This is a genomic window from Salinicola peritrichatus, assembly GCF_003206715.1.
Lineage (GTDB): Bacteria > Pseudomonadota > Gammaproteobacteria > Pseudomonadales > Halomonadaceae > Salinicola > Salinicola peritrichatus.
On the sequence record NZ_PZJU01000080.1, the window covers coordinates 1 to 21,455 of the forward strand.

Here is a 21,455-nt window from a genome sequence, read left to right on the forward strand (position 1 = left end):
AACTTGAGACCGCCAAGTCTCGTAAACGAATTGATAAAGTCGCTCTAGACCATTGATTCATCAGGCAGTTACCGCTCTCGCAATCCACAACAGACATACGACTCGTCCAGCATCTAATACTTTTTGATTAATTAAAAATGTTCGATAGCGAGCCACAATGAGCTAATTCGAACATTATCGAGCAGATCCGAACATGGCCAACGAAAGCTACGATCTGATTGTCATCGGCGGCGGCATCAACGGTGCGGGTATCGCGCGTGACGCCGCGGGTCGCGGCCTTTCGGTGCTGCTGGTCGAGGCGGATGATCTTGCCAGCCATACGTCTTCGGCTTCGACCAAGCTGATCCACGGAGGCCTGCGTTACCTGGAGCAGTACGAGTTCAAGCTCGTGGCCAAGGCACTTTCCGAGCGCGAGGTACTGCTCAAGGCTGCGCCGCACATCATCTGGCCGATGCGTTTCGTCCTGCCTCATCAGAAACATCTGCGGCCGGCCTGGATGATCCGAACCGGGCTTTTCCTGTACGACCACCTGGGTGGACGCCAGACGCTGGCGGGCTCGCATGGCGTCAAGTTCGCCGATCACCCGGCCGGGACGCCACTGAAGCCCGAGTTCGCCAGGGGCTTCGCCTACTCGGATGCCTGGGTTCAGGATGCTCGGCTGGTGGTGCTCAACTGCATGGACGCGGCCGACCGCGGCGCCCGTATCATGACGCGTACCCGCGCGGAAACGGCGGTGCGCAACGCCGACGGTTGGCAAGTCACTCTAAAGATGATGGACGGCGAGACAATCGATGTTCACTCGCGCGGGCTGGCCAATGCGGCCGGGCCCTGGGCCGTACGTTTCCTCGACGAGGTCGCTTCGCAGAAGCACCCGTATTCGCTGCGCCTGATCAAGGGCAGCCATATCGTGGTGAACCGGCTGTTCGACCACGACTACGCCTACATCTTCCAGCAGCCCGATGGCCGCATCGTGTTCGCCATCCCCTACGAGCGTGATTTCACGCTGATCGGAACGACCGACGTCGAGCACGAGGGCGCACCGGGCAGAGTGGCGATCGAGGAAGACGAGGTCCGCTATCTCTGCGAATCCGCCAATCGCTATTTCGAGCAGTCGATCGGTCCCGACGACGTCGTCTGGAGCTACTCCGGCGTGCGCCCCCTGCTCGACGATCGCGAGGACAACGCCAGCGAAATCACCCGCGATTACCGCATCCAGCTCGATACCTCCGGCGGCGCCGTCCTGCTCAACGTCTTCGGCGGCAAGCTGACCACCTATCGGCGGCTGGCCGAGGATGCCGTCGATCAACTGGCCCCTGAGCTCGGCAACCAGGGAAAAGCCTGGACCGGCAAGGGCCACCCGCTCCCCGGCGGAGAAGAAGCGAAACCCCAGCATCTGTTCGAGTCGCTACAGGCCAGTCACCCCTTCATTCCCCTGGGCATGGCCAACCGCCTGGTCTTCAACTACGGGACCCGCGTGCGCGACATCGTGGAGGGTGCAAAAAGCCTGGAAGATCTGGGCGAGCATTTTGGCGCCGACCTGTATGCCGCCGAAGTCGATTACCTGCGCGATCACGAGTGGGCACGAACTGCCGAAGATATCCTCTGGCGGCGATCCAAGCTCGGGTTACGGCTCGACGATGATCAATGCCAACGGCTTGCCGACTACCTCGCTCGCTCTTCCGACGGGCCCACCAAGGCCGAGCCGGAAATCTAGGTACGCTCCCGGACCCCATAAGCGAACGCCGCCGTCGCGAATGACGGCATCAATCCAACTGCCATCGATACGAGAGGCGCAACACGAAGGAGGAAGCACATGGCACGCCAGCCCATCATTTTTATCGGCATTCACCTTGCTGGGCATGCAAGTCCGGCCTTATCCGGATACGACATTCGTGACAGTAAGGGATATTCATGGGCATTGTAGAAACGATACTGGTTCACGAGATCGCCGGAACGGCGTTCCTGACGCTACTGGGTTGCGGCGTCGTGGCCAACGTCCTGCTGAACAGGACGAACGGCAACGGCAGCGATGGCATCGTGATCTTCTTCGGCTGGGGGCTTGCCGTGTTCTGCGGGGTCTACGTTGCCTACGATACCGGTGCGCATCTCAACCCAGCGGTGACTCTCAGTTTACTTATCGGTCCGGCTCAGGAGTACGCCGATGGTATTCCGATCAATGTCGTCACGACTGTCACGTACTTTGTGGCTGAGTTCGTCGGCGGCTTTCTCGGGGCGGTCGTTTGCTACCTCGCCTATAAAAAACAGTACGATGACACCGAAGATAGCTCCATCAAACTGGCTACGTTTTCCACGGCACCGACCATCCGATCCTACGGCTGGAATCTGGTCAGCGAGATCGTCGGCACCTTTGTACTGACCTTCGTGATCATCATGTTCGGTAACACGCCATCCGGCCTCGGGCCATTGGCGGTCGCACTGCTGGTGGTCTCGATCGGGGCCTCGCTGGGTGGGCCGACAGGCTACGCCATCAACCCAGCGCGTGACCTCGGCCCCCGCATTGCCCATGCCGTACTGCCGATCAAGAACAAGGGCCCTAACGACTGGCGCTATGCCTGGGTTCCCGTGGTCGGCCCCGTCATCGGTAGCACGCTGGCTGCGCTTGTAGCCTACATCTATTAACCCGTCTGACTGATCGATTTCCGCAACGAATACGAGGAGCAACCGCCATGAGCGACGAAAAGAAATACGTACTCGCGATCGACCAGGGTACGACCAGTTCCCGCGCCATGCTGTTCGATCACAATGGGCAGATCGCAGGCGTTGCCCAGCGCGAGTTCGAACAGATCTTTCCGCGACCGGGCTGGGTGGAACACAACCCGCGCGACATCATGACCAGCGTGCTGACAACGCTGACCGAGGTGATCAACAACACCCAGGTCGACGTCTCGAAAATTGCCGGCATCGGCATTACCAATCAGCGTGAAACCACGGTGATCTGGGACAAGCACACCGGCCAGCCGGTCTACAACGCCATCGTCTGGCAATCGCGGCATTCGGCCGAGATCTGTGACCAGCTGCGCGAAGCGGGCCACGCCGACATGATCCGCGACAAGACCGGCCTGGTGATCGACGCCTATTTTTCAGGCACCAAGGTCAAGTGGATCTTCGACAACGTCGACGGCGTCAAGGAGAAGGCCGAAAAAGGCGACCTGCTGTTCGGCACCATGGACTCCTGGCTGATCTGGAACCTGACCGGCGGCGCCGAACACGTCACCGACGTGACCAACGCCTCGCGCACGCTGATGTTCAACATCCGTGAACGCCGGTGGGATCCGGAGCTGCTCGAGCTGTTCGGCGTGCCGGAATCGATGCTGCCCGAGGTCAAATCCTCCAGCGAAGTCTATGGCAACGTGCTGCCGAAATACTTCTTCGGCAACGAGCTGCCGATCGCGGGTATTGCTGGCGACCAGCAAGCCGCCCTGTTCGGCCAGGCCTGCTTCAAGCCCGGCATGGCCAAGAACACCTATGGCACCGGCTGCTTCACGCTGATGAACACCGGCAGTGAGGCCACGAAATCGGAAAACGGTCTGCTGACGACCATTGCCTGGGAGATCGACGGCGAAGTCGAATACGCCCTGGAAGGGGCCATCTTCGTCGCTGGCTCGGTAGTGCAGTGGCTGCGCGACGGGCTGCGGATGCTGGGCAAGGCGTCGGACTCCGAAGCCTATGCCGAGCGCGCCGGCAGCAACGACGGCGTCTACCTGGTACCGGCCTTCACCGGCCTCGGCGCGCCCTACTGGAATTCGAACGTGCGCGGCGCGATGTTCGGCCTGTCGCGGGGTACCAGCAAGGAGCAGTTCATCCGCGCCGCCATCGAGTCCATGGCCTATCAGACGGCGGACGTCCTCAAGGCAATGCAGTCCGATTCGGGAATCGATCTGACCGAATTGCGCACCGACGGTGGCGCCATCGCCAACAACTTCCTGGCTCAGTTCCAGGCGGATATTCTCAACGTCGACGTGCTGCGTAGCGAAATCAACGAAACGACGGCGCTGGGCGCCGCCTACCTTGCCGGTCTCGCCCTCGGATTCTGGGAGTCGCGCGAGCAGATCGCCGAGCAATGGGCGATCGAACGCCGCTTCGAACCCCACATGAGCGACGACAGGCGCAATGAACTGTATGACGGCTGGAAGCGAGCCGTACAGGCCACCATGGCCTTTCAGGTCGCCTCGTAGCAACTGTCGCGCCCAGCGAGACCGCTTGGCGATGCTGTTCAACGCATCGTTAGCAAGAGAGCTGGCCCGATCCCCATTGGATGGGGGTCGGGCCTTTTGTCATCCGGTCGAAATGGTCATCCGGTCGAAACGGGACGCCTTCGAGCCGAAACGCCACTCCGACAAAACACCCCCAAGACGCAGCGCCCCCAAATCCGGATAATGGCCGCCATCCGCCCGGGTCCAGAATTCGAGGCGCAGCCACTTACCAACGCGGTCCTTCTCCATGGAAATCAAGGTCAACTATCTCGACAACCTGCGTCAGGAAGCGCTGTTCGATGACTTCACCGTCATCACCGACCAGCCGATCCGCTACAAGGGCGATGGCTCCGCACCGGGGCCGTTCGACTACTTCCTGGCGTCTTCGGCGCTGTGCGCAGCCTACTTCGTGCGGGTCTACTGCAACGCGCGGGACATTCCGACCGAGAACATCCGGCTTTCGCAGAACAACATCGTCGACCCGGAGAACCGCTACAACCAGATCTTCAGGATCCAGGTCGAGTTGCCGGACGATATCTCCGAGAAGGATCGCATCGGCATCCTGCGCTCCGTCGAGCGCTGCTCGGTCAAGCGGGTGATCCAGAACAACCCGGAATTCCAGATCGAGACGGTCAAGAGCATCGACGAAGACGCCCAGGCGCTGCTGATGGCGGGGACTCATGTCAAAGACGGCGAAGGCGAATCGACCTGGATCGAGGGCAAGGATCTGCCGCTGGAGCAGACCATCGCCAACATGACGAAGATCCTTGCGGACCTCGGCATGAAGATCGAGATCGCTTCGTGGCGCAATATCGTGCCGAACGTGTGGTCGCTGCACATTCGCGACGCCGCCTCGCCGATGTGTTTCACCAACGGCAAGGGCGCCACCAAGGAAGCCGCGCTCTGCTCCGCGCTGGGCGAGTTCATCGAGCGCCTCTCCTGCAACTTCTTCTACAACGATCAGTTCTTCGGCCCGGAGATCGCCGATAGCGATTTCGTCCATTATCCCGGTGAGAAGTGGTTCCAGCCGGGGCCGAATGACGAACTGCCGGTAGAAATTCTCGACGACCACTGCCGGGCGATCTTCGATCCGGAAGGCGAGCTGCGCGGCTCGCATCTGTTCGACACCAACTCCGGCCGGACGGATCGCGGCATCGTCTCGCTGCCCTTCGTGCGCCAGTCGGACGGCGAGACAGTCTGGTTCCCGTCGAACCTGATCGAGAACCTGTATCTCAGCAACGGCATGAGCGCGGGCAACACCATCGCCGAAGCGCAGGTGCAGTGCCTTTCGGAGATCTTCGAGCGCGCGGTGAAACGACAGATCATCGAGCAGGAGATCGTGCTGCCGAACGTGCCCGAGGCCGTGTTGGCGAAATACCCCGGTATCGTCGAGGGCATCGAAGCGCTGGAGGCTCAGGGCTTCCCGGTACTGGTGAAGGACGCCTCCCTCGGCGGTCGCTATCCGGTCGCCTGCGTCACGCTGATGAACCCGCGCACCGGCGGTGTCTTCGCCTCCTTCGGCGCGCACCCGAGCCTGCAGGTGGCGATCGAACGCAGCCTCACCGAGCTGCTGCAGGGCCGCAGCTTCGAAGGCCTGAACGACCTGCCACCGCCCACCTTCAACTCCCAGGCGGTCTCCGAGCCCAACAACTTCGTCGAGCACTTCATCGACTCTTCCGGCGTGATCTCCTGGCGCTTCTTCAGCGTCAACGCGGATGTCGAGTTCGTCGAGTGGGACTTCTCGGGCTCCAACACGGAAGAGGCAGCGGCACTGTTCGGCATTCTCGAAGCCGAAGGGCTGGAAGCCTACGTGGCGATCCATGAGGACCTGGGCGCGCCGGTCTGCCGCATCCTGGTACCGGGCTACTCCGAGGTGTATCCGGTCGAGGATCTGGTCTGGGACAACACCAACATGGCGCTCGCCTTCCGCGAAGACATCCTCGACCTGCATGCGCTGGACGATACCCAGCTGGCCGACCTGCTCGAGCGCCTGGAGGAGAGCGAGCTCGACGAGCAGATGAAGATCATCACCCTGATCGGCATCGAATTCGACGAGAACACCGTCTGGGGCCAGCTCACGATCCTCGAGCTGAAACTGCTGATCAACCTGGCGCTCGGCCAACTCGAGGAGGCGCTGGACCAGGTCGAGATGTTCCTGCAGTTCAACGACAACACCGTCGAACGCGGCCTGTTCTATCAGGCGCTGCTTGCCGTGCTGCAGATCACGCTCGACGATGAACACGAGCTCGACGACTACCGCTACAACCTCAAGCGCATGTTCGGCGAGGAAACGATGACGGCTGTCGTCGGTTCCGTGGAAGGCTCGGTTCGCTTCGCGGGTTTGACGCCAACCAGCGTGCAACTGGAGGGCCTGGATCGCCACCAGCGCCTGCTCGAAAGCTACCGGAAGCTGCATGCAGCGCGAGCGGCCCGGCAAGCCTGAACTCGCTCACGCAACCCGCATGGAGAGCCGCCCGCCGAGTGATCAAGCGGGCGGCTTTTCGTTTCGGCGTCAGCGATGGTTCACGCCGTCGGTGGCCGCAATCGACTCCAGGTCACAGGGATCGTCACCGCAGCATGGTGCGATCCGATCTCGGCCTATCGTGTCGCGCTATCCCCTTTCTCACGAGCTTCACACCTTCGTCACTCGCGCCGCCTAGCCTGTTGTCACTGGCACCAATGACCTCGAGCGGATGGAGACGGCACGATGACGATGAATCGAAAGGGCTTTTCCCGGCGTGACTTCCTGACCACGAGTGGCCGTCTCGGCATCGGCCTCGGGTTGGCCGGCACCGGGCTGCTGAGTGCGCCGGCGATCATCATGGCGGAAGGCCGACGACCGACGGTCGAAGGTGGCGTGATGAGCGGCGACGTGTTGCCCGACCGCGCCATGCTGTGGGGGCGTGCCAGCCTCCCCTCGCGGATGCTGGTCGAGGTGGCCGACAACCCGGAGTTCCGAGGCGCCCGCCAGCTTCCCTGGGTCGACGTGCTGCCCGGCACCGATCTGATCGGCAAGATCGACGCGACCGGCCTGACCGGCATGGATACCGTGCACTACCGGGTGCGCTTCGCCGCGCTGGGCGACTCGCGGGCAGTGGGCGAGCCGATGGTCGGGCAACTGCGCTTGCCGCCATCCGCACCGCGCGATCTGCGTTTCGTGTGGTCGGGCGACGTCGTCGGCCAGGGCTGGGGCATCGATGAATCGCGTGGCGGCATGCGCACCTGGGAGGCGATGCGAACGGTGCGGCCCGACTTCTTCATCCACTCCGGCGACAGCGTCTACGCGGATGGCCCACTCGAGGCACAGGCCGAACTCCCCGACGGCGGCGTGTGGCGCAACATCGTCACGCCGGCCAAGCAGAAAGTGGCCGAAACGCTGGACGAATATCGCGGCCAGCACGCCTACAACCATCTCGACGCCAACTTCCGCCGCTTCGCCGCCGAAGTACCGATGCTGGCGCAGTGGGACGACCACGAGACGACCAACAACTGGTATCCGCAGGAGATCCTCGACAACGCCGCCTACACCGAGAAGAACGTCGCGCTGCTCTCGGCTCGCGCCCGCCAAGCCTTCGTCGAGTACATGCCGATCCGGATGTCCGCCTCGGCGCCGCAACGCATCTATCGCCGCTTCTCCTACGGGCCGGGCATGGAGGTGTTCATGCTCGACATGCGCAGCTATCGCGGCCCCAATACCCCCAACCTGCAAGGCGAGGATTCATCCACGACCGCCTTCATCGGCGATAATCAGTTCCGCTGGTTGCGCCAGGCACTGAACGACTCCACCGCGACCTGGAAGATCATCGCCGCCGACATGCCAATCGGCCTGGTGGTACCGGATGGCGAGCTGTTCGAGGCGATCGCCAATGGAGACGACGGCCAGCCGCTCGGCCGCGAGATTGAAATCGCCCGGCTGCTGCAGGCGATCCGCGACGACGATATCGCCAACGTGGTGTGGTTCACCGCCGACGTCCACTACACCGCCGCGCATCACTACGCCCCGGAGCGCGCCAGCTTCAAGGACTTCAAGCCATTCTGGGAGTTCGTCAGCGGGCCGCTCCACGCCGGCACCTTCGGCCCCAACGATCTCGATGCCACCTTCGGCCCCGAAGTGGTGTTTCAGAAGGCCCCGCAAGCCGATTCGGAAAACCTGCCGCCCTCGGCGGGCTATCAGTTCTTCGGCCAGGCCGATCTGGATGCCGAGAGTGAAGTCCTCACCGTGATGCTCAAGGATAGCGACGGCCACGCGCTGCACACGCAGGTGCTGGAGCCCGAGCGCCGCCGCACCAGCGCCTGAGGCGGCGGCGCGACGAACGCTACACCAGCTTCCCCGGATTCATGATGCCGAGCGGGTCGAGCGCGGCCTTGATCGCACGCATCACCGCCCAGCCTTCGCCGTGTTCGGCTTCCATGTAGGCGCGCTTGCCGCTGCCGATGCCGTGTTCGCCAGTGCAGGTGCCGCCGGCAGCCAAGGCGCGTTCGATCAGGCGCCGGTTGAAGGCGGCCAGCGTCTCGAGTTCCACTTCGCTATCGCGATCCACCGCCACCACCAGATGGAAGTTGCCATCGCCGACGTGGCCGAGCAGCGGCGCGACCAGGCCGCTCTCGGCCACATCGGCCCGGGTCGCCTCGATGCACTCGGCGAGCTGCGAGATCGGCACGCAGATGTCGGTGGCGAGGAACTCCATCCCCGGGCGCAGCGCCTTGGCGGCGTAGGCGGCGTCGTGGCGGGCCTGCCACAGCGCCTGGCGCTCCTCCTCCTTCGTCGCCCAGGCGAAGTCGCTGCCGCCGAACTCCTGGCACAGCTCCGCCATGCTCTCGGCCTGCTCCTTGACGCCGGCGTGGGTGCCGTGGAATTCCAGGAACAGCGTCGCCTTCTCGGCGTAGTCGAGCCCGGAAAAGCGGTTGACCGCCTGCATCGCCAGCGCGTCCATCAGCTCGATACGCGCCATCGGAATGCCGTACTGGATCGAGGCGATCACGCAGTCGACCGCACCGGCGACATCCTCGAACGCCACCGTGGCCGCGGAGATCGCCTCCGGCAGGCCGTGCAGCCTGACCGTCAGCTCGGTGATGATGCCGAGCGTGCCCTCGGCGCCGATCATCAGATGGGTGAGATCGTAGCCGGCGGCGGACTTGCGCGCCCGGGTGCCGGTCTCGACGATACGCCCGTCCGGCATCACCACGGTCATCGACAGCACGTTTTCGCGGATGGTGCCGTAGCGCACGCTGTTGGTGCCGCTGGCGCGGGTCGAGGCCATGCCGCCCATGCTGGCGTCCGCGCCCGGATCGACGGAGAAGAACAGCCCCGTGGCACGCAGGTGGGTATTGAGCTGGGTGCGGGTGACGCCGGGCTGGACGGTGGCGTCCATGTCCTCCGGGCGCACCTCGAGGATGGCGTTCATCTGCGAGAGATCGACACAGAGGCCACCACGTTCGGCGATCACCTGCCCTTCGATGGAGGTGCCGACGCCGTAGGGGATGACCGGCACGCGATGCGCGCCGCAGGCGCGGACCACGGCGGCGACCTCTTCGCTCGAGTGCGGGAAGCAGACCGCGTCCGGCGCCGCCGGGTGGTGCCAGGACTCGTCATGCCCGTGCTGCTCGCGAATGCCCATCGCCGTGGTGATGCGAGCGCCGAGAATCGGTTCGAGATCGGCGAGCAGCGCCGCGAGCGTGGCGGCATCGGGACGCGGGGGAAGATCGGCAGGAAGCGCGGCAGTGGAAGACATGGGTGACACCTCGGGTGAAGATCGAAAGGATCGACAGTGAGCACGCTATCGACCCTCCCAGCATACCCGATTTCCATTGGGGCCTGGCCCGATCCTATTCATTCCAGATACGGCAAGCCAAATCATATGATACAATGCCAATATATCATATGGAGAAACCCGAATGAATACTCCATTCGAAGAGTACAAGCCCACCGCAAGTCATGACGCCAATTTCTGGCGCCAGATCGGCCTGCCGGCACGGGGACGCGAACTTCATGAACGCCTGCACGAAGGCATGGCATATACGGTCTATCCCAAGCTGGCCAAGCTCGCCGGCATCGAACAGAAGGCACTGGCACGTTACGTTGAGATTCCGCCAGCCACTCTGAGCCGGCGCGTCAAATCAGGGCGATTCAAGGTCGCCGAAAGCGACCGTCTCTATCGCTTTGCCGAGCTATTCCGGGCCGCCACGGAATTGTTCGAAGGCGATACATCAAGCGCGCGCGACTGGCTACTCAAACCCAATTACGGACTCGGCGAGCGTAGACCCATCGAGATGATCACGACCTCGGCCGAGTTCCAGACCGTGCTCAACCTGATCGGGCGTCTGGAGCACGGGGTAACGTCGTGACAGACGTTCACGCTTACCGGCTGATCAAACGGAAGTATCAAGACAGCGCCTTCGATGGCGAAGACGCCCGGCTCTTCGGGGGACGCTGGAACAGTCCGGGAAAAGCGTGCGTCTATCTGGCAAGCTCGGAATCGCTGGCACTGTTGGAGACCATGGTGCATCTGAACGACCATCGATTGCTGCGGCACTATGTACTGCTACGTATCTCGCTGCCTGGCGATAGCGTTTTGCGTCTCGGCGAGAGCAACCTTCCCAACAATTGGCGGGAAATGCCACCGCCCGCCGAGACGGCGGACCTCGGCGACGGCTGGCTTGAATCGGCTCAAAGTCTGGCACTAGCCCTGCCCAGCGTAGTCGTCCCGCGCGAGGCCAATTACCTGCTGAATCCCGCGCACGCGGATTTCCAACGCACCGTTTCCACCGCCGAACGCCTACTCTTCGAACCCGATCCACGACTGTAGCCATCCCAAGGCAGTACAGCGGTACCTGAAACCCGAACCGGCGATTCAGACACTGACGGATTTCTTCTCCTCTACGGACTGCGCTGCCTCCGCTGGCCCAAACACCCGCGCCAGATGTTCCCGATACTCACGCTGGTAGCGCTCGACTTCCGGCGCCTTGATCACATCATTGGCAATGAAGGTCGGCAGACTTTTCAGGCCAACGAATTCCTGTGACTTGTGGAACGGGAAGTAGACGCCATCCACGCCGCGTCCTTCGAAGAAGTTGCCCGGCTCGTCGAAAGCTTCCCGCGGCGCGTTCCAGGTCAGCGAGAGCATGTAGCGACGCCCCTGCAGCAGGCCACCGCTGCCGTACTGCTTGGTCGGGTCCTTGCGCGTACGTCCGTCGCTGGCGTAGAGCGAGCCGTGACCGGCGGTGAGCACTTCGTCGAGGTAGCGCTTGACGCTCCAGGGCGCGCCCATCCACCAGCCGGGCATCTGGTAGACGATGACGTCCGCCCACAGGTAATTCTGGACCTCGGCATCGACATCGTAGCCCTGCTCGATCACCGTCTCGCGCAGTTCATGGCCCAGTTCGGACAGCGTTTCCCGCGCCACGCCATGCAGCGTATTGTTGAGCTCACCGCCGGAATGGGCGAATGGCTTGCCGCCATTGATCAATAGGATTTTCATGCTTCGAGCTTCTCCGAAATCAAGATTGCGTGGCCCGGCACTGCCGAGCCACTTGTCGATGGTGCGTATTGTGGGGCTTGCCCGACAAAGAAAAACCCGGATGGCAGCAAGTCACTCTTGATTTAGAATCAACAAAGCTCCCAAGGATGGCAATAGAGGCATGAAAAGTACCCTGGAAGAGCAGCAGGCGTTCGTCACCGTCGTCGACAGCGGCTCGATCACCGGCGCCGCCGAGCGGCTCGACATGACGGTGTCGGGCGTCAGCCGGGCGCTCAACCGCCTGGAGCAGAAGCTGGAAACCACGCTGCTGCGACGCACCACGCGGCGGCTGGAACTGACCGAGGAGGGAGAAACCTTTCTGCACCACGCGCGCCGCATCCTGGCGGCGGTGGACGATGCCGAAGAGGCCATCGTCGATCGCCACAGCCAGCCTCACGGGCGCTTGCGCGTCAATGCCGCGCCAAGCTTCATGCAGTTAGCGATCGTGCCGGTGATTGGCGAGTTCCGCGTCCGCTATCCCGGCATCACGCTGGAACTCGATACCCACGACCGTTTCATCGACCTGCTCGAGCAGCGCGTCGATCTCGCCATCCGCATCGGCGAACTGGAAGACTCCTCGCTGCATGCGCGGCTGCTGGGCCATAGCCCGTTGCGCATTCTCGCCAGCCCGGGCTACCTCGAACGCCACGGCGCCCCACAGGGCGTCGACGATCTCGCCCGCCATAGCCTGCTCGGCTTCAGCCAGTTGGATCACCTCAACGACTGGCCACTGCTCGACGCTCACGGCCAGCCGATTCACATCAAGCCGACCCTCGCCGCCTCCAGCGGCCCGACATTGCTGCAGCTCGCGCTGGCTGGCGAGGGCATTGTCTGCCTGGCGGATTACATGACGATCGCGCCTCGCCAGCAAGGCCACCTCGTCGACGTCCTGCCCAACCAGACCCAGTTCCGAACCCAGCGCATCAGTGTCGTCTACTATCGTCAGACGGCGCTTTCCCAGCGCGCCCGGTTGTTCATGGATTTCCTGGCCGAACGGCTGCCGGGGAAATACCTAGTCTGACCGGTATAGGGCCCTGTTCACGCTATTCATGCGGCGCATAGTGTAGGACCTAGGCAGAGATCTCGTTCAAATAAGCACAGAACATATCGGCCATGGCGTCGGCGTAGGCTCTGATTTCGTCTTCCGTCCGCGGTTGCTGGGAGAACTGCTTGCCGCCGGCACTCAGCGTGGTCGTGATCAAATCCATGGCCATGACCCGTGTCGCTTCTGCTGCGTTGGGCAGCGCTTCCTGCATGAAGGGGACCATGAAGCGATCCTCTGAATCCCTTGCTTCCCGTGCCTCGGGGGCTTCCCGAAAGAACGGCGCGGCATCATCCAGCGCAATCCGCATTTCTGCCTCTTCACACTCCGAGCGGATGAAGGCGTGGACAAGATTCCGCAACCGCTCGAGCGGTGACCGTGAGCCATCCATCAGCACTTGCTGCAGCATCCGGCTCGTCTGTTGCCACTCCCGCCGCTGAAGCTGAAACAGGATCGCTGCCTTGTTGGGGAAGTACTGATAGAGCGAACCCACGCTCACACCCGCCCGCTCGGCGACCCGCGCCGTGGTGAAACGGCGTGCGCCTTCCGCCGCCAGAACCTGAGTGGCCGCTTCCAGGATGCTCTCGATCAACTCCGCCGAGCGCGCCTGTTTGGGCTGTTTTTTCAGGGAAACTTGAGGGCTTTGCTGTTCGCTCATGGCCATCTCTCAATGCGAATAGAAAATGCGATGAATTCGTCGCATTCTATTCCTGCACACCGGCCGGTGCCTATCAACCTTTTGAAAATCGCTATTTCAGCGAGAACCTTACCTGACGGAAAAGACATGAACACACTGACGACGGCCCCTGTGGCGCCTTTGCTGGACCATCTGTTCGCGGAGGCAGAGCGCGCAAGCAGTCCCGCGATGAAGAACATGTCCGGCGAGGAACGGGAAAGGCTGCTGCGGAGCAAGACCGAATACCTCGATTTCTATGGCCGGATCAAGGATCTCTGGCTACCCGTCTCACGGGAGACCGGCAAGCTGCTCTACATGCTGGCACGCGCTAGCAATGCCAAGTCGATCGTCGAATTCGGCACCTCCTTTGGTCTCTCGACGATTCATCTCGCCGCCGCGCTGCGCGACAACGGTGGTGGCCGCCTGATCACCAGCGAGTTCGAAACGGGCAAGATCGCTCGCGCCCGGCACCATCTCGAGGAAGCCGGCCTCGCCGATCTGGTCGAGATCCGCGCCGGCGACGCGCTCGAGACGCTGGCCAACAATCTGCCGGAAACGATCGACCTGCTGTTGCTCGACGGCGCCAAGGCGCTGTACGCCGATATCTTCGACCTCGTCGAAGCCAGACTTCGCCCCGGCGCACTGATTCTCGCCGACGACGCGGACATGTGCCCCGAATACATGCAACGGATTCTCGCGGCATCCGGGCGCTATCTCTCCATCCCGTTCGCCGAGGATATCGAACTGTCGATGAAGCTCGGCTAAGGACGCGCCACCGGCGCATTTCCCATCCCGCATTTCCCATCCAAAGGAGAATGACATGAATATATTCGTTACAGGGGCTACCGGCTGGGTCGGTTCGGCCGTCGTCGACGACCTGCTGACGGAGGGCCATCAGGTTATCGGCCTGGTTCGCAGCCGGCAGAAGGTCACCGAGCTTGAGGCGATGGGTGCCGGGAGCCTACAGGGCACGCTCGATGATCTCGACACGCTCTCGCAAGCCGCCGCCAGCGCCGACGCCGTGATTCATACCGCCTTTCATCACGATTTCTCGCGGTTTCTCGAGAGCGCCGCGCAAGATGCACGCGCCATAGAGGTCATGGGGGCGGCGCTGGAAGGCACGCAAAAACCCCTCATCGTGACGACCGGCCTGTCGGGACTGCCCCGCGGGGCGACCGAGGCCGACCTACCGAACCCCGCCGCTCCGCGCCGGTCCGAAGCGGCAGCCCGAGCGCTGATCGAACGTGGCGTGCGCGTCGGGATCGTCCGGCTGGCACCATCGGTCCATGGCATCGGTGACCACGGCTTCATACCAGCCGTCATCGGCTTTGCCCGGCGCACCGGCGTTTCGGCCTGGGTCGGCGAGGGCGATAACCACTGGTCCGGCATTCATCGCCTCGACGCGGCTCGGGTCTATCGCCTTGCGCTGGAAAAAGGCCTGCCGGAGACGGTGTATCACGCGGTAGCGGACGAATCCGTGCCGTTTCCCGAGATCGCCGAAGTGATCGGACGTCACTTGGGCCTCCCCACGGAATCACGCCCGGCCGAGCATTTTGGCGGCTTCGCCAACATGGTCGGCGGCGAAATGGCGGCGTCGAGCGCGAAGACCCGCGCCGTTCTCGGTTGGACACCGACAGGGCCTGGCCTGCTCGAGGATCTCGAGCAACCGGCTTACTACGCCAGCTGAGTCCATTCCCTCGTCCGCCGAATGCATCCGGCCGTAAGCGTTCACGTCAGCCAACGCCTGTCGTTGTCTCCTCCGTATCGGGCCAAATCGCTCGGTCCGCCAGGAAATCTCATCACGGGAACACTTTCCATGCAAACCTCGGCACAACGTGACTCGGCCCAGTTCAAGCTCTTGGCGCTGACCGCTGTACTTTTCGTTGCCTATCTCTGCGTTGCGATTCCACTGGCCACGGTGCCAGTCTACGTGACCCATCGATTGCATCTCGGCGCCGGCTGGGCGGGCCTGGCCGTCGGCATCGCTTTTCTCTCCACCATTCTGACCCGCGGCCATGCTGGCGCCATTTCCGACCGCCACGGCGCCAAGATAGCGGTGGTGCGAGGACTGACACTCTACGTCTCGGGGGCACTGTGCTCCCTGATCTCAGGCTTGTCTGCGCTGGATCCCGTCTCGGCCTATGGGGTGCTCATCCTGGGACGGCTGCTCCTCGGGTTGGGCGAGAGCCTGGTGGGTGTGGGCATCATCGCCTGGGGCATCGGGACGGTCGGCCCGCAGCACTCCGGACGGGTCATCGCCATCATAGGGATTGCGATCTATGCGGCACTGGCACTGGGCGGGCCACTCGGACTGGTGCTCGAATCGCATATCGGTTTCGCGGCGACCATGGGTATCGCTGCGCTATTGCCATGTTTCGGACTGATCGCGATATGGCCAATGGCAGGCATGGCACCGCAAGGTGGTGGCCCCCGCCCCGCTTTCACGACGGTCATCGGCAGGATCTGGGCACATGGCTTCGTCGTCTGCGCGCAGGGTATCGGCTTCGCCGCGATTGGTTCCTTTTTCGCCCTCCGTTTTCTTCAACACGGATGGCAGCACGCCGGCTTCGGGCTCACTGCATTCGGCGCAGGGTTCGTGCTTGTGCGCATTCTGTGCGGCAACTTGCCCGACAGGATCGGCGGAATACCGGTGGCAATAGGCTCACTGGCGATCGAAGGCATCGGCCAGTTCCTGATCTGGAGCGCTCCCGAGGCCAGTGTCGCATTGATGGGGGCTTTCCTGACCGGGCTCGGTTGTTCGATGATTTTCCCGGCCATGGGACGCGAGGTCGTAAAGCTCGTCGAACCCCAGTTGCGCGGCGTGGCGATCGGTGGGTTCAGCGCCTTCCAGGATCTGGCCTATGGCTTGACCGGTCCCCTCGCCGGCCTCCTGGCGTCGCGAGCCGGTTATGACGCACCATTTCTGATCGGCGGCGTCGCCGCGCTGGCGGGTCTCTACGTCGTGCTCCGCCTGGGTTACAGGAGCCGCGTCGCAGCATGCGACTGAATGGCTCGAGAAGAGTCGATATCCGCCATGGGGCCATGGGGCAAGGAAGGCCATAGATGAGCAAGATCGGACGCCACCTGGCGCTTACCGAAACACGGGTGAAGTCATACCGAGCTATGCACGCAGGCTGATCGAACTCAATGATGAAGCACCGTCTCCCGCCGTGAGCCGGCTTGCCCAAATCATTCGCCAGTATGTGGCCCAGATGCTGCCCGAGCACTGGTAGAGACGTTACTACGACGGGCCCTACTTGTTTCACGAGGAGGGTGGGTCTATCGATGAGTGAGGCCGTCAGAATTAGGGCAGAGAAAACGACTGGGAAAACGCCTCGAACAAGGCTCTAACGCTGGCGGCCCGACGTAGATCCGGATGCGTGAGTAACCAAAGCGGCGTTTCCAGCGCGGGGATCGGCTTGCCAAGTCGTTGGAGGTCCGAAATCGGGTCGGCCAGATAGCAGGGCAATACGCCCTGCCCCATGCCGGCCCGGATCGCCGAGGCCATACCGATCGTCGAGTCCGCACGAACTCCGACCAAGCTAGCCACGTCCTCGTCTTCCATCCAGCGCTCCAGAGTCCGATAGCCCATAACGACATCAGGCCCGACCCAGGGAGTATCTGCGTTTACCGCCATGCCCCGAGCCGCATAGATCGCTTGCCGGATCACCCCGAGCGACTTACCGATCCAATGTTCCGGTGGGTTAGCGGTCGGACGCAACGCGACATCGGCATCACGCCGCGTCAAATTGTGGCGCTCGGAAGAAGTGGTTATCTCCAGCACGATGCAGGGATGGGCGCGCCGAAATTCAGCGAGCACCGGCATTGCGGCATTCAGCAGTGCATCCGTAGTCGTCAGGCGCAACGTGCCGGTCAGCGATGCAGCCTGGCCGAGCAGGTAGCGCTCGGCATCGGCCACGGTGTCTCGCATACGTTTTGCCCGCTCGGCGATCGCTTCACCCGTTGGCGTCATTGCGTATCCGCTCGCAGCCCGCTCGAACAAACGCACGCCAGCACGGGTTTCGAGCTTCTCGAGCCGACGATAGACCGTCGCATGGTTAACGCCAAGGATGCGTGCCGCCCCCGATAGGGAGCCGGATTCGGCTATGGCGAGTACCACGCGGAAGTCGTCCCATTGACTCGATGTGTTCATGACTGCGCCTGTGCTTTTTTGCAAGGACCACTTGCCAATATCGGGAATTACATTGCTCCACCGCAAAGGATAGCCTGCGAGCCGACATCAATCGAAGAGTCAGACATGGGAGAACCAACCATGAATGTGCTGATCGTGCATTGCCATCCTGAACCGCACTCTTTCAATGCGGGACTGACAGGTATTGCCAAAGAGAGCCTGGAGTGCGAGGGCAATGAAGTGGTGATGAGTGACCTTTACGCAGAAGAATTCGATCCGGTCGAAGGTCAGTATCATTATCGGGCACGTCTGCGCCAGGACTATTTCCAAGCGCTGGACGAACAACGCCATCATTTTGACCGAAATGCTCTACCTCCTGATATCCAGCGCGAGATCGCTCGCCTCGAGTGGGCCGATCTCATCATCCTGCAGTTTCCCCTCTGGTGGCATGGTGTACCGGCGATGCTGAAAGGCTGGTTCGACCGCGTTTTCGTTTATGGCGGTCTCTACACCGGGAGTCGACGATTCGACCGCGGTCCACTGCTCGGGCGGCGGGCAATATGTTCTGTCACCACCGGCGCGCCGGAAGCGACATTCGGTCCCTTCGGGCGCAGTGGGGATATTGCCAACCTGATGTGGCCCATACACTGCTCTCTTTACTACGTCGGGCTATCGGTTCTATCGCCACATCTGACCTTCGGCGTGCAAGGCGGCGGTCTGAGCTACCAGCAGGAAGCCGAGTTCCGCCATCATCTCGAGAATGCCAAGCAATACTGGCATGACCGGATCACCAGTATCGATCAGGAAACGCCCATTCCGATGAGTGGCTGGGCAGACTGGGACGCACAGGGCGTGCTGAGATCCGACCATCCGTTGCGCTGGCGGGCCTGAGGGTTCGATTCCATCGTCACACCATTGCCATACCGATCGCCTACCACTAACCACTCTCTTGCTGCCAATATGGACGATGGTCCGACGCCGGAGATCAGCATGCTGATAGCGCAAATCAGCGATCCACACGTTCGCGAACCCGGTCAACGGGTGCTCGGCGCGATCAAGACCAGCCGCTACCTGTCATCGGCGGTCGAGGTGCTCAACCGGCTCAATCCGTGCCCGGACTTGGTGCTGATCAGTGGCGATGCCACCGACAAGGGCACGCCCAGCGAATACGCCGCGCTGGCCGCGCTGCTGGAACCGCTCGAGCCCCCCTGGTTCCTGATTCCCGGTAACCACGATGACCGCCGCGCCATGTACGAGGCGTTCCCCGATCGGGCACCGCTGAATGCCGACGGCTTCATTCAGTACGTCATCGAGGATTTTCCGGTACGTCTGATCGGGCTGGACACACTGATTCCCGGCGAAAGCCGTGGCGAGTTGTGCGAGGAGCGTCTGGCGTGGCTGGATTCTCGTCTCGACGAGCGGCCCGGTCGTCCGACGCTGATCTTCATGCACCATCCGCCGTTCGCCACCGGTATCGCCCACATGGACGCCATCGGCCTGACCAGTGCCGCCGCGCTCGAAGCGATCATCCGCGACCATCCCAACGTCGAGCGCATCATCTGCGGCCATGTTCACCGTACGATCTTCCGGCGCTTCGCCGGCACCATCGCCAGTTGCTGCCCGAGCGTTGCCCACCAGGTGGCGCTGGACCTGCGCGACGATGCGCCTTCCGCCTTCGTCATGGAGCCGCCGGGCTACCATCTCCACCTGTGGCGCGAGGGTGAGCTCATTACCCACCAGGCCATGCTCGGCGACTATTCGGGGCCGTATCCGTTTCATGAGGGTGGCGACCTGATTGACGAATGAGCCTCAAGCCTCAAGCTCCGCCTGAATGATCGACAAGCGACATCCGTGTTCGCTCCGCCCCACTTCGGCCGTGAAGGGTTTCCGACAGAGCCGCCATTCCTCCGTTAACCGGCGTCAATTCCACGAGCGGTTGCCCTTGAGGGCAACCTGATAGGGGCTACGCTCGAATAGAGCAATTCAGCGAGAGGAGGATCGATCATGACTCGCGGTCTAGGCGGGCATTCCCCAGCCAATGTTTCCAACTATCTTGGCGGCATCGATTTCCCGGCGGATAAACAGGATCTCGTCGAGCACGCCAAGAAAAACAGTGCCGAATCGGATGTCATGGAAGTCATCGAGGCGCTACCGGAAGGCCAGTACGAGAGCATGGCCGACGTCATGAAAGGCGTCGGCGAAGTCGAATGATCCGCTTCGTGAACCACTTCATCGACAGCGGGCAAAATTTTCAAGGAGATGTCCGATGAGCACCGATCCCATGCAGCAGCTTCACTCTTGGCTCAAAGATGCTCATGCCATGGAAGAGCAGGCAGAACAGATGCTGACAGCGCAAGCCAAGCGGTTGGAGCATTATCCGAAACTGCAGGAGCGAATTACTCAGCATATCGAAGAAACCCGGTCTCAGGCATCGCGGATCACCGAGTGCCTGGAGTCGATGGATACCAGCACATCGACGATGAAGGACCTGGGCGCCAAGTTCGCAGCGATGGGTCAAGCCATCGGCGGTTCCATGGCTTCCGACGAGGTCGTCAAGGGCGGTATCGCCAGCTATGCCTTCGAGCACTTCGAAATCGCCAATTATCGGGCACTTATCGCGGCGGCGGACCAATTGGGTCAAGACCGTATTCGGGAAGTCTGCGAAGGCATATTGAAAGAGGAAATGGCCATGGCCAAATGGCTCGAGGACAACCTCGACGAAGTCACCAGAGCCTTTCTGGCCCGTGCAGAGAGCGATGAGTTACAAGGCAAGCGCTGAACTGAGCAACTCTCCTCCACTGGGCTCAACGGAAAGAGCCCCTCTTTTCTTCCCGCCTATCTTTAAGGAGACGGAGATGGGCCCAGTCGAAAGAACCGCTCAATACCTCATCGACAACGAGATTCGTCTGGCAACGGCGGAGTCATGCACCGCGGGGCTCATCGTATCCGAACTCGGTGGCATTCCCGGTTGTGGATCCTGTGTCATTTGCGGCTTGAGCTGTTACTCACCGCAAGCCAAGCAGTACTACCTCGGCGTCAAACGCGAAACGATCGAGGCTTGCGGCCTGACGAGCGAAAAGACCTCGCTGGAAATGGCGCTGGGTGCGCTGAAAAACGAAATGGTCGATCTCGCCATTGCCAATACCGGCGTTGCCGGACCCGACGATCAGGATGGCATTCCGGCGGGGACGCTCTGTTTTGCCTGGGTTTTCCGCCTGGCCGATAGAAAGGACAAGCGCATTACCGAGACGGTGCATTTCAGTGGGGATCGGAACGAAGTGCGCCTCAAGGCAGCTCATTACGCACTGGAACGGATTCCCGATCTGCATCGCTCCCTGGTCGATCAGAGACATGTCGATTAAGGGCATATCGACACACTGATTCCCGCAAGAAATGCTCTCATTGCTGTCAATTTCATCCCCGCATCGCTATCACACACTATCAAGCAGGCTGACTTCAGATCAGGAGACAAGTCATGAACGATAACGCGGATAGCCAAAAGAAATCCGACGAGGAAGTAAACAAGGCAAAGAACACCATGGACAAGGATACGCCCAGTTCCACGGAGACAACTTCCCGAAAAGCGGCGGACCAGAAAGAGCCTCATCCTTATCGTCCAGACGAGAACGTCGATAATCAGAAATCCGAAAAATCCAGAAAGGAGCCGGGCCACAATAGCTCCATCAAGGAAGCCCCATTTCCCGGCGCCCAGGTAGCCAAGGACAAGACGGCACATAAAGAGAATATCGACGAGAAATCCGATAAGGCTGACCCCAAAGCGAGTGGCCTAGTGAAACCATATCTCATGCTCTGCTTCGAGCCCTGTTGGCCGGTGATATTCAGGGCTCGAAAACCACACGTGTAGTGGTCTAAT

Annotated in this window: 22 protein-coding genes; 17 read left to right on the forward strand and 5 right to left on the reverse strand. The window is 61.7% G+C overall.

From position 1 onward, the window contains the following. The first annotated feature begins 193 nt into the window (after positions 1-193). From glpD to glpK, 3 genes are all read left to right on the forward strand, one after another. Positions 194-1,714 (forward strand): glycerol-3-phosphate dehydrogenase, encoded by a 1,521-nt coding sequence (gene glpD / locus DOM57_RS20615; RefSeq protein ID WP_110651271.1) that lies wholly within the window; start codon positions 194-196, stop codon positions 1,712-1,714. 197 nt (positions 1,715-1,911) lie between these two features. Beyond that, complete coding sequence (locus tag DOM57_RS20620; RefSeq protein ID WP_110651273.1) at positions 1,912-2,640, forward strand: MIP/aquaporin family protein; 729 nt, start codon at positions 1,912-1,914, stop codon at positions 2,638-2,640. 47 nt (positions 2,641-2,687) lie between these two features. Beyond that, a complete protein-coding gene (gene glpK, locus DOM57_RS20625) occupies positions 2,688-4,196 on the forward strand; it encodes a glycerol kinase GlpK (protein ID WP_110651275.1) in 1,509 nt (502 codons plus the stop codon). Positions 4,197-4,295: 99 nt separating this feature from the next. Here the strand turns inward: glpK and DOM57_RS21895 are convergent, their stop codons facing one another. After that, on the reverse strand, positions 4,296-4,478 hold the full coding sequence (locus DOM57_RS21895) for a hypothetical protein (protein WP_143543309.1): 183 nt from the start codon (positions 4,476-4,478) through the stop codon (positions 4,296-4,298). On the opposite strand from DOM57_RS21895, the gene DOM57_RS20630 reads away from it, so the two are divergent. Both DOM57_RS20630 and DOM57_RS20635 read left to right on the forward strand, forming a co-directional pair. Further along, positions 4,462-6,657 carry an OsmC domain/YcaO domain-containing protein gene (locus DOM57_RS20630; RefSeq protein ID WP_110651277.1) on the forward strand — a complete coding sequence of 732 codons (2,196 nt, stop codon included), beginning with the start codon at positions 4,462-4,464 and terminating at the stop codon, positions 6,655-6,657. The two genes, DOM57_RS21895 and DOM57_RS20630, sit on opposite strands and share 17 nt — an antisense overlap. A gap of 264 nt (positions 6,658-6,921) precedes the next feature. After that, a complete protein-coding gene (locus tag DOM57_RS20635) occupies positions 6,922-8,511 on the forward strand; it encodes an alkaline phosphatase D family protein (protein WP_110651279.1) in 1,590 nt (529 codons plus the stop codon). A 19-nt stretch (positions 8,512-8,530) separates the two neighbouring features. Here DOM57_RS20635 and DOM57_RS20640 read toward each other — a convergent pair whose 3' ends face one another. Beyond that, positions 8,531-9,946: an FAD-binding oxidoreductase gene (locus DOM57_RS20640; protein ID WP_110651281.1), complete on the reverse strand. Its 1,416-nt coding sequence runs from the start codon at positions 9,944-9,946 to the stop codon at positions 8,531-8,533. 163 nt (positions 9,947-10,109) lie between these two features. Between DOM57_RS20640 and parS the strand changes: the two genes are divergently transcribed. Then, positions 10,110-10,559: a type II RES/Xre toxin-antitoxin system antitoxin gene (parS, locus tag DOM57_RS20645; RefSeq protein ID WP_110651283.1), complete on the forward strand. Its 450-nt coding sequence runs from the start codon at positions 10,110-10,112 to the stop codon at positions 10,557-10,559. Further along, positions 10,556-11,020: an RES family NAD+ phosphorylase gene (locus DOM57_RS20650; protein WP_110651285.1), complete on the forward strand. Its 465-nt coding sequence runs from the start codon at positions 10,556-10,558 to the stop codon at positions 11,018-11,020. The genes parS and DOM57_RS20650 overlap by 4 nt, the downstream gene beginning before the upstream one ends. Before the next feature lie 45 nt (positions 11,021-11,065). Here DOM57_RS20650 and DOM57_RS20655 read toward each other — a convergent pair whose 3' ends face one another. Then, the gene (locus DOM57_RS20655) at positions 11,066-11,692 is read right to left on the reverse strand and encodes an NAD(P)H-dependent oxidoreductase (RefSeq protein ID WP_110651287.1); all 627 of its coding nucleotides are present in this window, start codon (positions 11,690-11,692) and stop codon (positions 11,066-11,068) included. Positions 11,693-11,852: 160 nt separating this feature from the next. Between DOM57_RS20655 and DOM57_RS20660 the strand changes: the two genes are divergently transcribed. Then, positions 11,853-12,752 carry a LysR substrate-binding domain-containing protein gene (locus DOM57_RS20660; protein WP_110651289.1) on the forward strand — a complete coding sequence of 300 codons (900 nt, stop codon included), beginning with the start codon at positions 11,853-11,855 and terminating at the stop codon, positions 12,750-12,752. A gap of 49 nt (positions 12,753-12,801) precedes the next feature. Here the strand turns inward: DOM57_RS20660 and DOM57_RS20665 are convergent, their stop codons facing one another. Then, the gene (locus DOM57_RS20665; RefSeq protein WP_110651291.1) at positions 12,802-13,431 is read right to left on the reverse strand and encodes a TetR/AcrR family transcriptional regulator; all 630 of its coding nucleotides are present in this window, start codon (positions 13,429-13,431) and stop codon (positions 12,802-12,804) included. A gap of 126 nt (positions 13,432-13,557) precedes the next feature. On the opposite strand from DOM57_RS20665, the gene DOM57_RS20670 reads away from it, so the two are divergent. From DOM57_RS20670 to DOM57_RS20680, 3 genes are all read left to right on the forward strand, one after another. After that, positions 13,558-14,214: an O-methyltransferase gene (locus DOM57_RS20670; RefSeq protein WP_110651293.1), complete on the forward strand. Its 657-nt coding sequence runs from the start codon at positions 13,558-13,560 to the stop codon at positions 14,212-14,214. A gap of 55 nt (positions 14,215-14,269) precedes the next feature. Continuing rightward, complete coding sequence (locus DOM57_RS20675; RefSeq protein WP_110651295.1) at positions 14,270-15,136, forward strand: SDR family oxidoreductase; 867 nt, start codon at positions 14,270-14,272, stop codon at positions 15,134-15,136. 129 nt (positions 15,137-15,265) lie between these two features. After that, positions 15,266-16,456, forward strand: a complete 1,191-nt coding sequence (locus DOM57_RS20680; protein WP_110651296.1) for an MFS transporter — start codon at positions 15,266-15,268, stop codon at positions 16,454-16,456. A 297-nt stretch (positions 16,457-16,753) separates the two neighbouring features. On the opposite strand, the gene DOM57_RS20685 is transcribed toward DOM57_RS20680, so the two are convergent. Continuing rightward, positions 16,754-17,668 carry a LysR family transcriptional regulator gene (locus DOM57_RS20685; protein ID WP_239496358.1) on the reverse strand — a complete coding sequence of 305 codons (915 nt, stop codon included), beginning with the start codon at positions 17,666-17,668 and terminating at the stop codon, positions 16,754-16,756. A gap of 54 nt (positions 17,669-17,722) precedes the next feature. Here DOM57_RS20685 and DOM57_RS20690 point away from each other — a divergent pair, with 54 nt between their 5' ends. The 6 genes from DOM57_RS20690 to DOM57_RS20715 all read left to right on the forward strand — a co-directional run bounded on the left by DOM57_RS20690 (position 17,723) and on the right by DOM57_RS20715 (position 21,446). Continuing rightward, entirely contained in the window at positions 17,723-18,472 is a 750-nt protein-coding gene (locus DOM57_RS20690) for an NAD(P)H-dependent oxidoreductase (protein WP_110651299.1), read from the forward strand. 99 nt (positions 18,473-18,571) lie between these two features. Continuing rightward, a complete protein-coding gene (locus DOM57_RS20695; protein ID WP_110651310.1) occupies positions 18,572-19,387 on the forward strand; it encodes a phosphodiesterase in 816 nt (271 codons plus the stop codon). A 198-nt stretch (positions 19,388-19,585) separates the two neighbouring features. After that, positions 19,586-19,792 (forward strand): DUF2795 domain-containing protein, encoded by a 207-nt coding sequence (locus DOM57_RS20700; RefSeq protein WP_110651301.1) that lies wholly within the window; start codon positions 19,586-19,588, stop codon positions 19,790-19,792. Positions 19,793-19,847: 55 nt separating this feature from the next. Then, on the forward strand, positions 19,848-20,360 hold the full coding sequence (locus tag DOM57_RS20705; RefSeq protein ID WP_110651303.1) for a ferritin-like domain-containing protein: 513 nt from the start codon (positions 19,848-19,850) through the stop codon (positions 20,358-20,360). Further along, entirely contained in the window at positions 20,338-20,943 is a 606-nt protein-coding gene (locus DOM57_RS20710; RefSeq protein WP_239496359.1) for a CinA family protein, read from the forward strand. The genes DOM57_RS20705 and DOM57_RS20710 overlap by 23 nt, the downstream gene beginning before the upstream one ends. Before the next feature lie 113 nt (positions 20,944-21,056). Then, positions 21,057-21,446 (forward strand): hypothetical protein, encoded by a 390-nt coding sequence (locus DOM57_RS20715; protein WP_110651307.1) that lies wholly within the window; start codon positions 21,057-21,059, stop codon positions 21,444-21,446. Positions 21,447-21,455 lie beyond the last annotated feature (9 nt).

Bases quoted from the DNA above. Each gene is read 5' to 3' on its own strand.
- glpD (WP_110651271.1), top strand. From the start codon at position 194: ATGGCCAACGAAAGCTACGATCTGATTGTCATCGGCGGCGGCATCAAC.
- DOM57_RS20620 (WP_110651273.1), top strand. From the start codon at position 1,912: ATGGGCATTGTAGAAACGATACTGGTTCACGAGATCGCCGGAACGGCG.
- glpK (WP_110651275.1), top strand. From the start codon at position 2,688: ATGAGCGACGAAAAGAAATACGTACTCGCGATCGACCAGGGTACGACC.
- DOM57_RS20630 (WP_110651277.1), top strand. From the start codon at position 4,462: ATGGAAATCAAGGTCAACTATCTCGACAACCTGCGTCAGGAAGCGCTG.
- DOM57_RS20635 (WP_110651279.1), top strand. From the start codon at position 6,922: ATGACGATGAATCGAAAGGGCTTTTCCCGGCGTGACTTCCTGACCACG.
- DOM57_RS20640 (WP_110651281.1), bottom strand. From the start codon at position 9,946: ATGTCTTCCACTGCCGCGCTTCCTGCCGATCTTCCCCCGCGTCCCGAT.
- parS (WP_110651283.1), top strand. From the start codon at position 10,110: ATGAATACTCCATTCGAAGAGTACAAGCCCACCGCAAGTCATGACGCC.
- DOM57_RS20655 (WP_110651287.1), bottom strand. From the start codon at position 11,692: ATGAAAATCCTATTGATCAATGGCGGCAAGCCATTCGCCCATTCCGGC.
- DOM57_RS20660 (WP_110651289.1), top strand. From the start codon at position 11,853: ATGAAAAGTACCCTGGAAGAGCAGCAGGCGTTCGTCACCGTCGTCGAC.
- DOM57_RS20665 (WP_110651291.1), bottom strand. From the start codon at position 13,431: ATGAGCGAACAGCAAAGCCCTCAAGTTTCCCTGAAAAAACAGCCCAAA.
- DOM57_RS20670 (WP_110651293.1), top strand. From the start codon at position 13,558: ATGAACACACTGACGACGGCCCCTGTGGCGCCTTTGCTGGACCATCTG.
- DOM57_RS20675 (WP_110651295.1), top strand. From the start codon at position 14,270: ATGAATATATTCGTTACAGGGGCTACCGGCTGGGTCGGTTCGGCCGTC.
- DOM57_RS20680 (WP_110651296.1), top strand. From the start codon at position 15,266: ATGCAAACCTCGGCACAACGTGACTCGGCCCAGTTCAAGCTCTTGGCG.
- DOM57_RS20690 (WP_110651299.1), top strand. From the start codon at position 17,723: ATGAATGTGCTGATCGTGCATTGCCATCCTGAACCGCACTCTTTCAAT.
- DOM57_RS20695 (WP_110651310.1), top strand. From the start codon at position 18,572: ATGCTGATAGCGCAAATCAGCGATCCACACGTTCGCGAACCCGGTCAA.
- DOM57_RS20700 (WP_110651301.1), top strand. From the start codon at position 19,586: ATGACTCGCGGTCTAGGCGGGCATTCCCCAGCCAATGTTTCCAACTAT.
- DOM57_RS20705 (WP_110651303.1), top strand. From the start codon at position 19,848: ATGAGCACCGATCCCATGCAGCAGCTTCACTCTTGGCTCAAAGATGCT.
- DOM57_RS20710 (WP_239496359.1), top strand. From the start codon at position 20,338: ATGAGTTACAAGGCAAGCGCTGAACTGAGCAACTCTCCTCCACTGGGC.
- DOM57_RS20715 (WP_110651307.1), top strand. From the start codon at position 21,057: ATGAACGATAACGCGGATAGCCAAAAGAAATCCGACGAGGAAGTAAAC.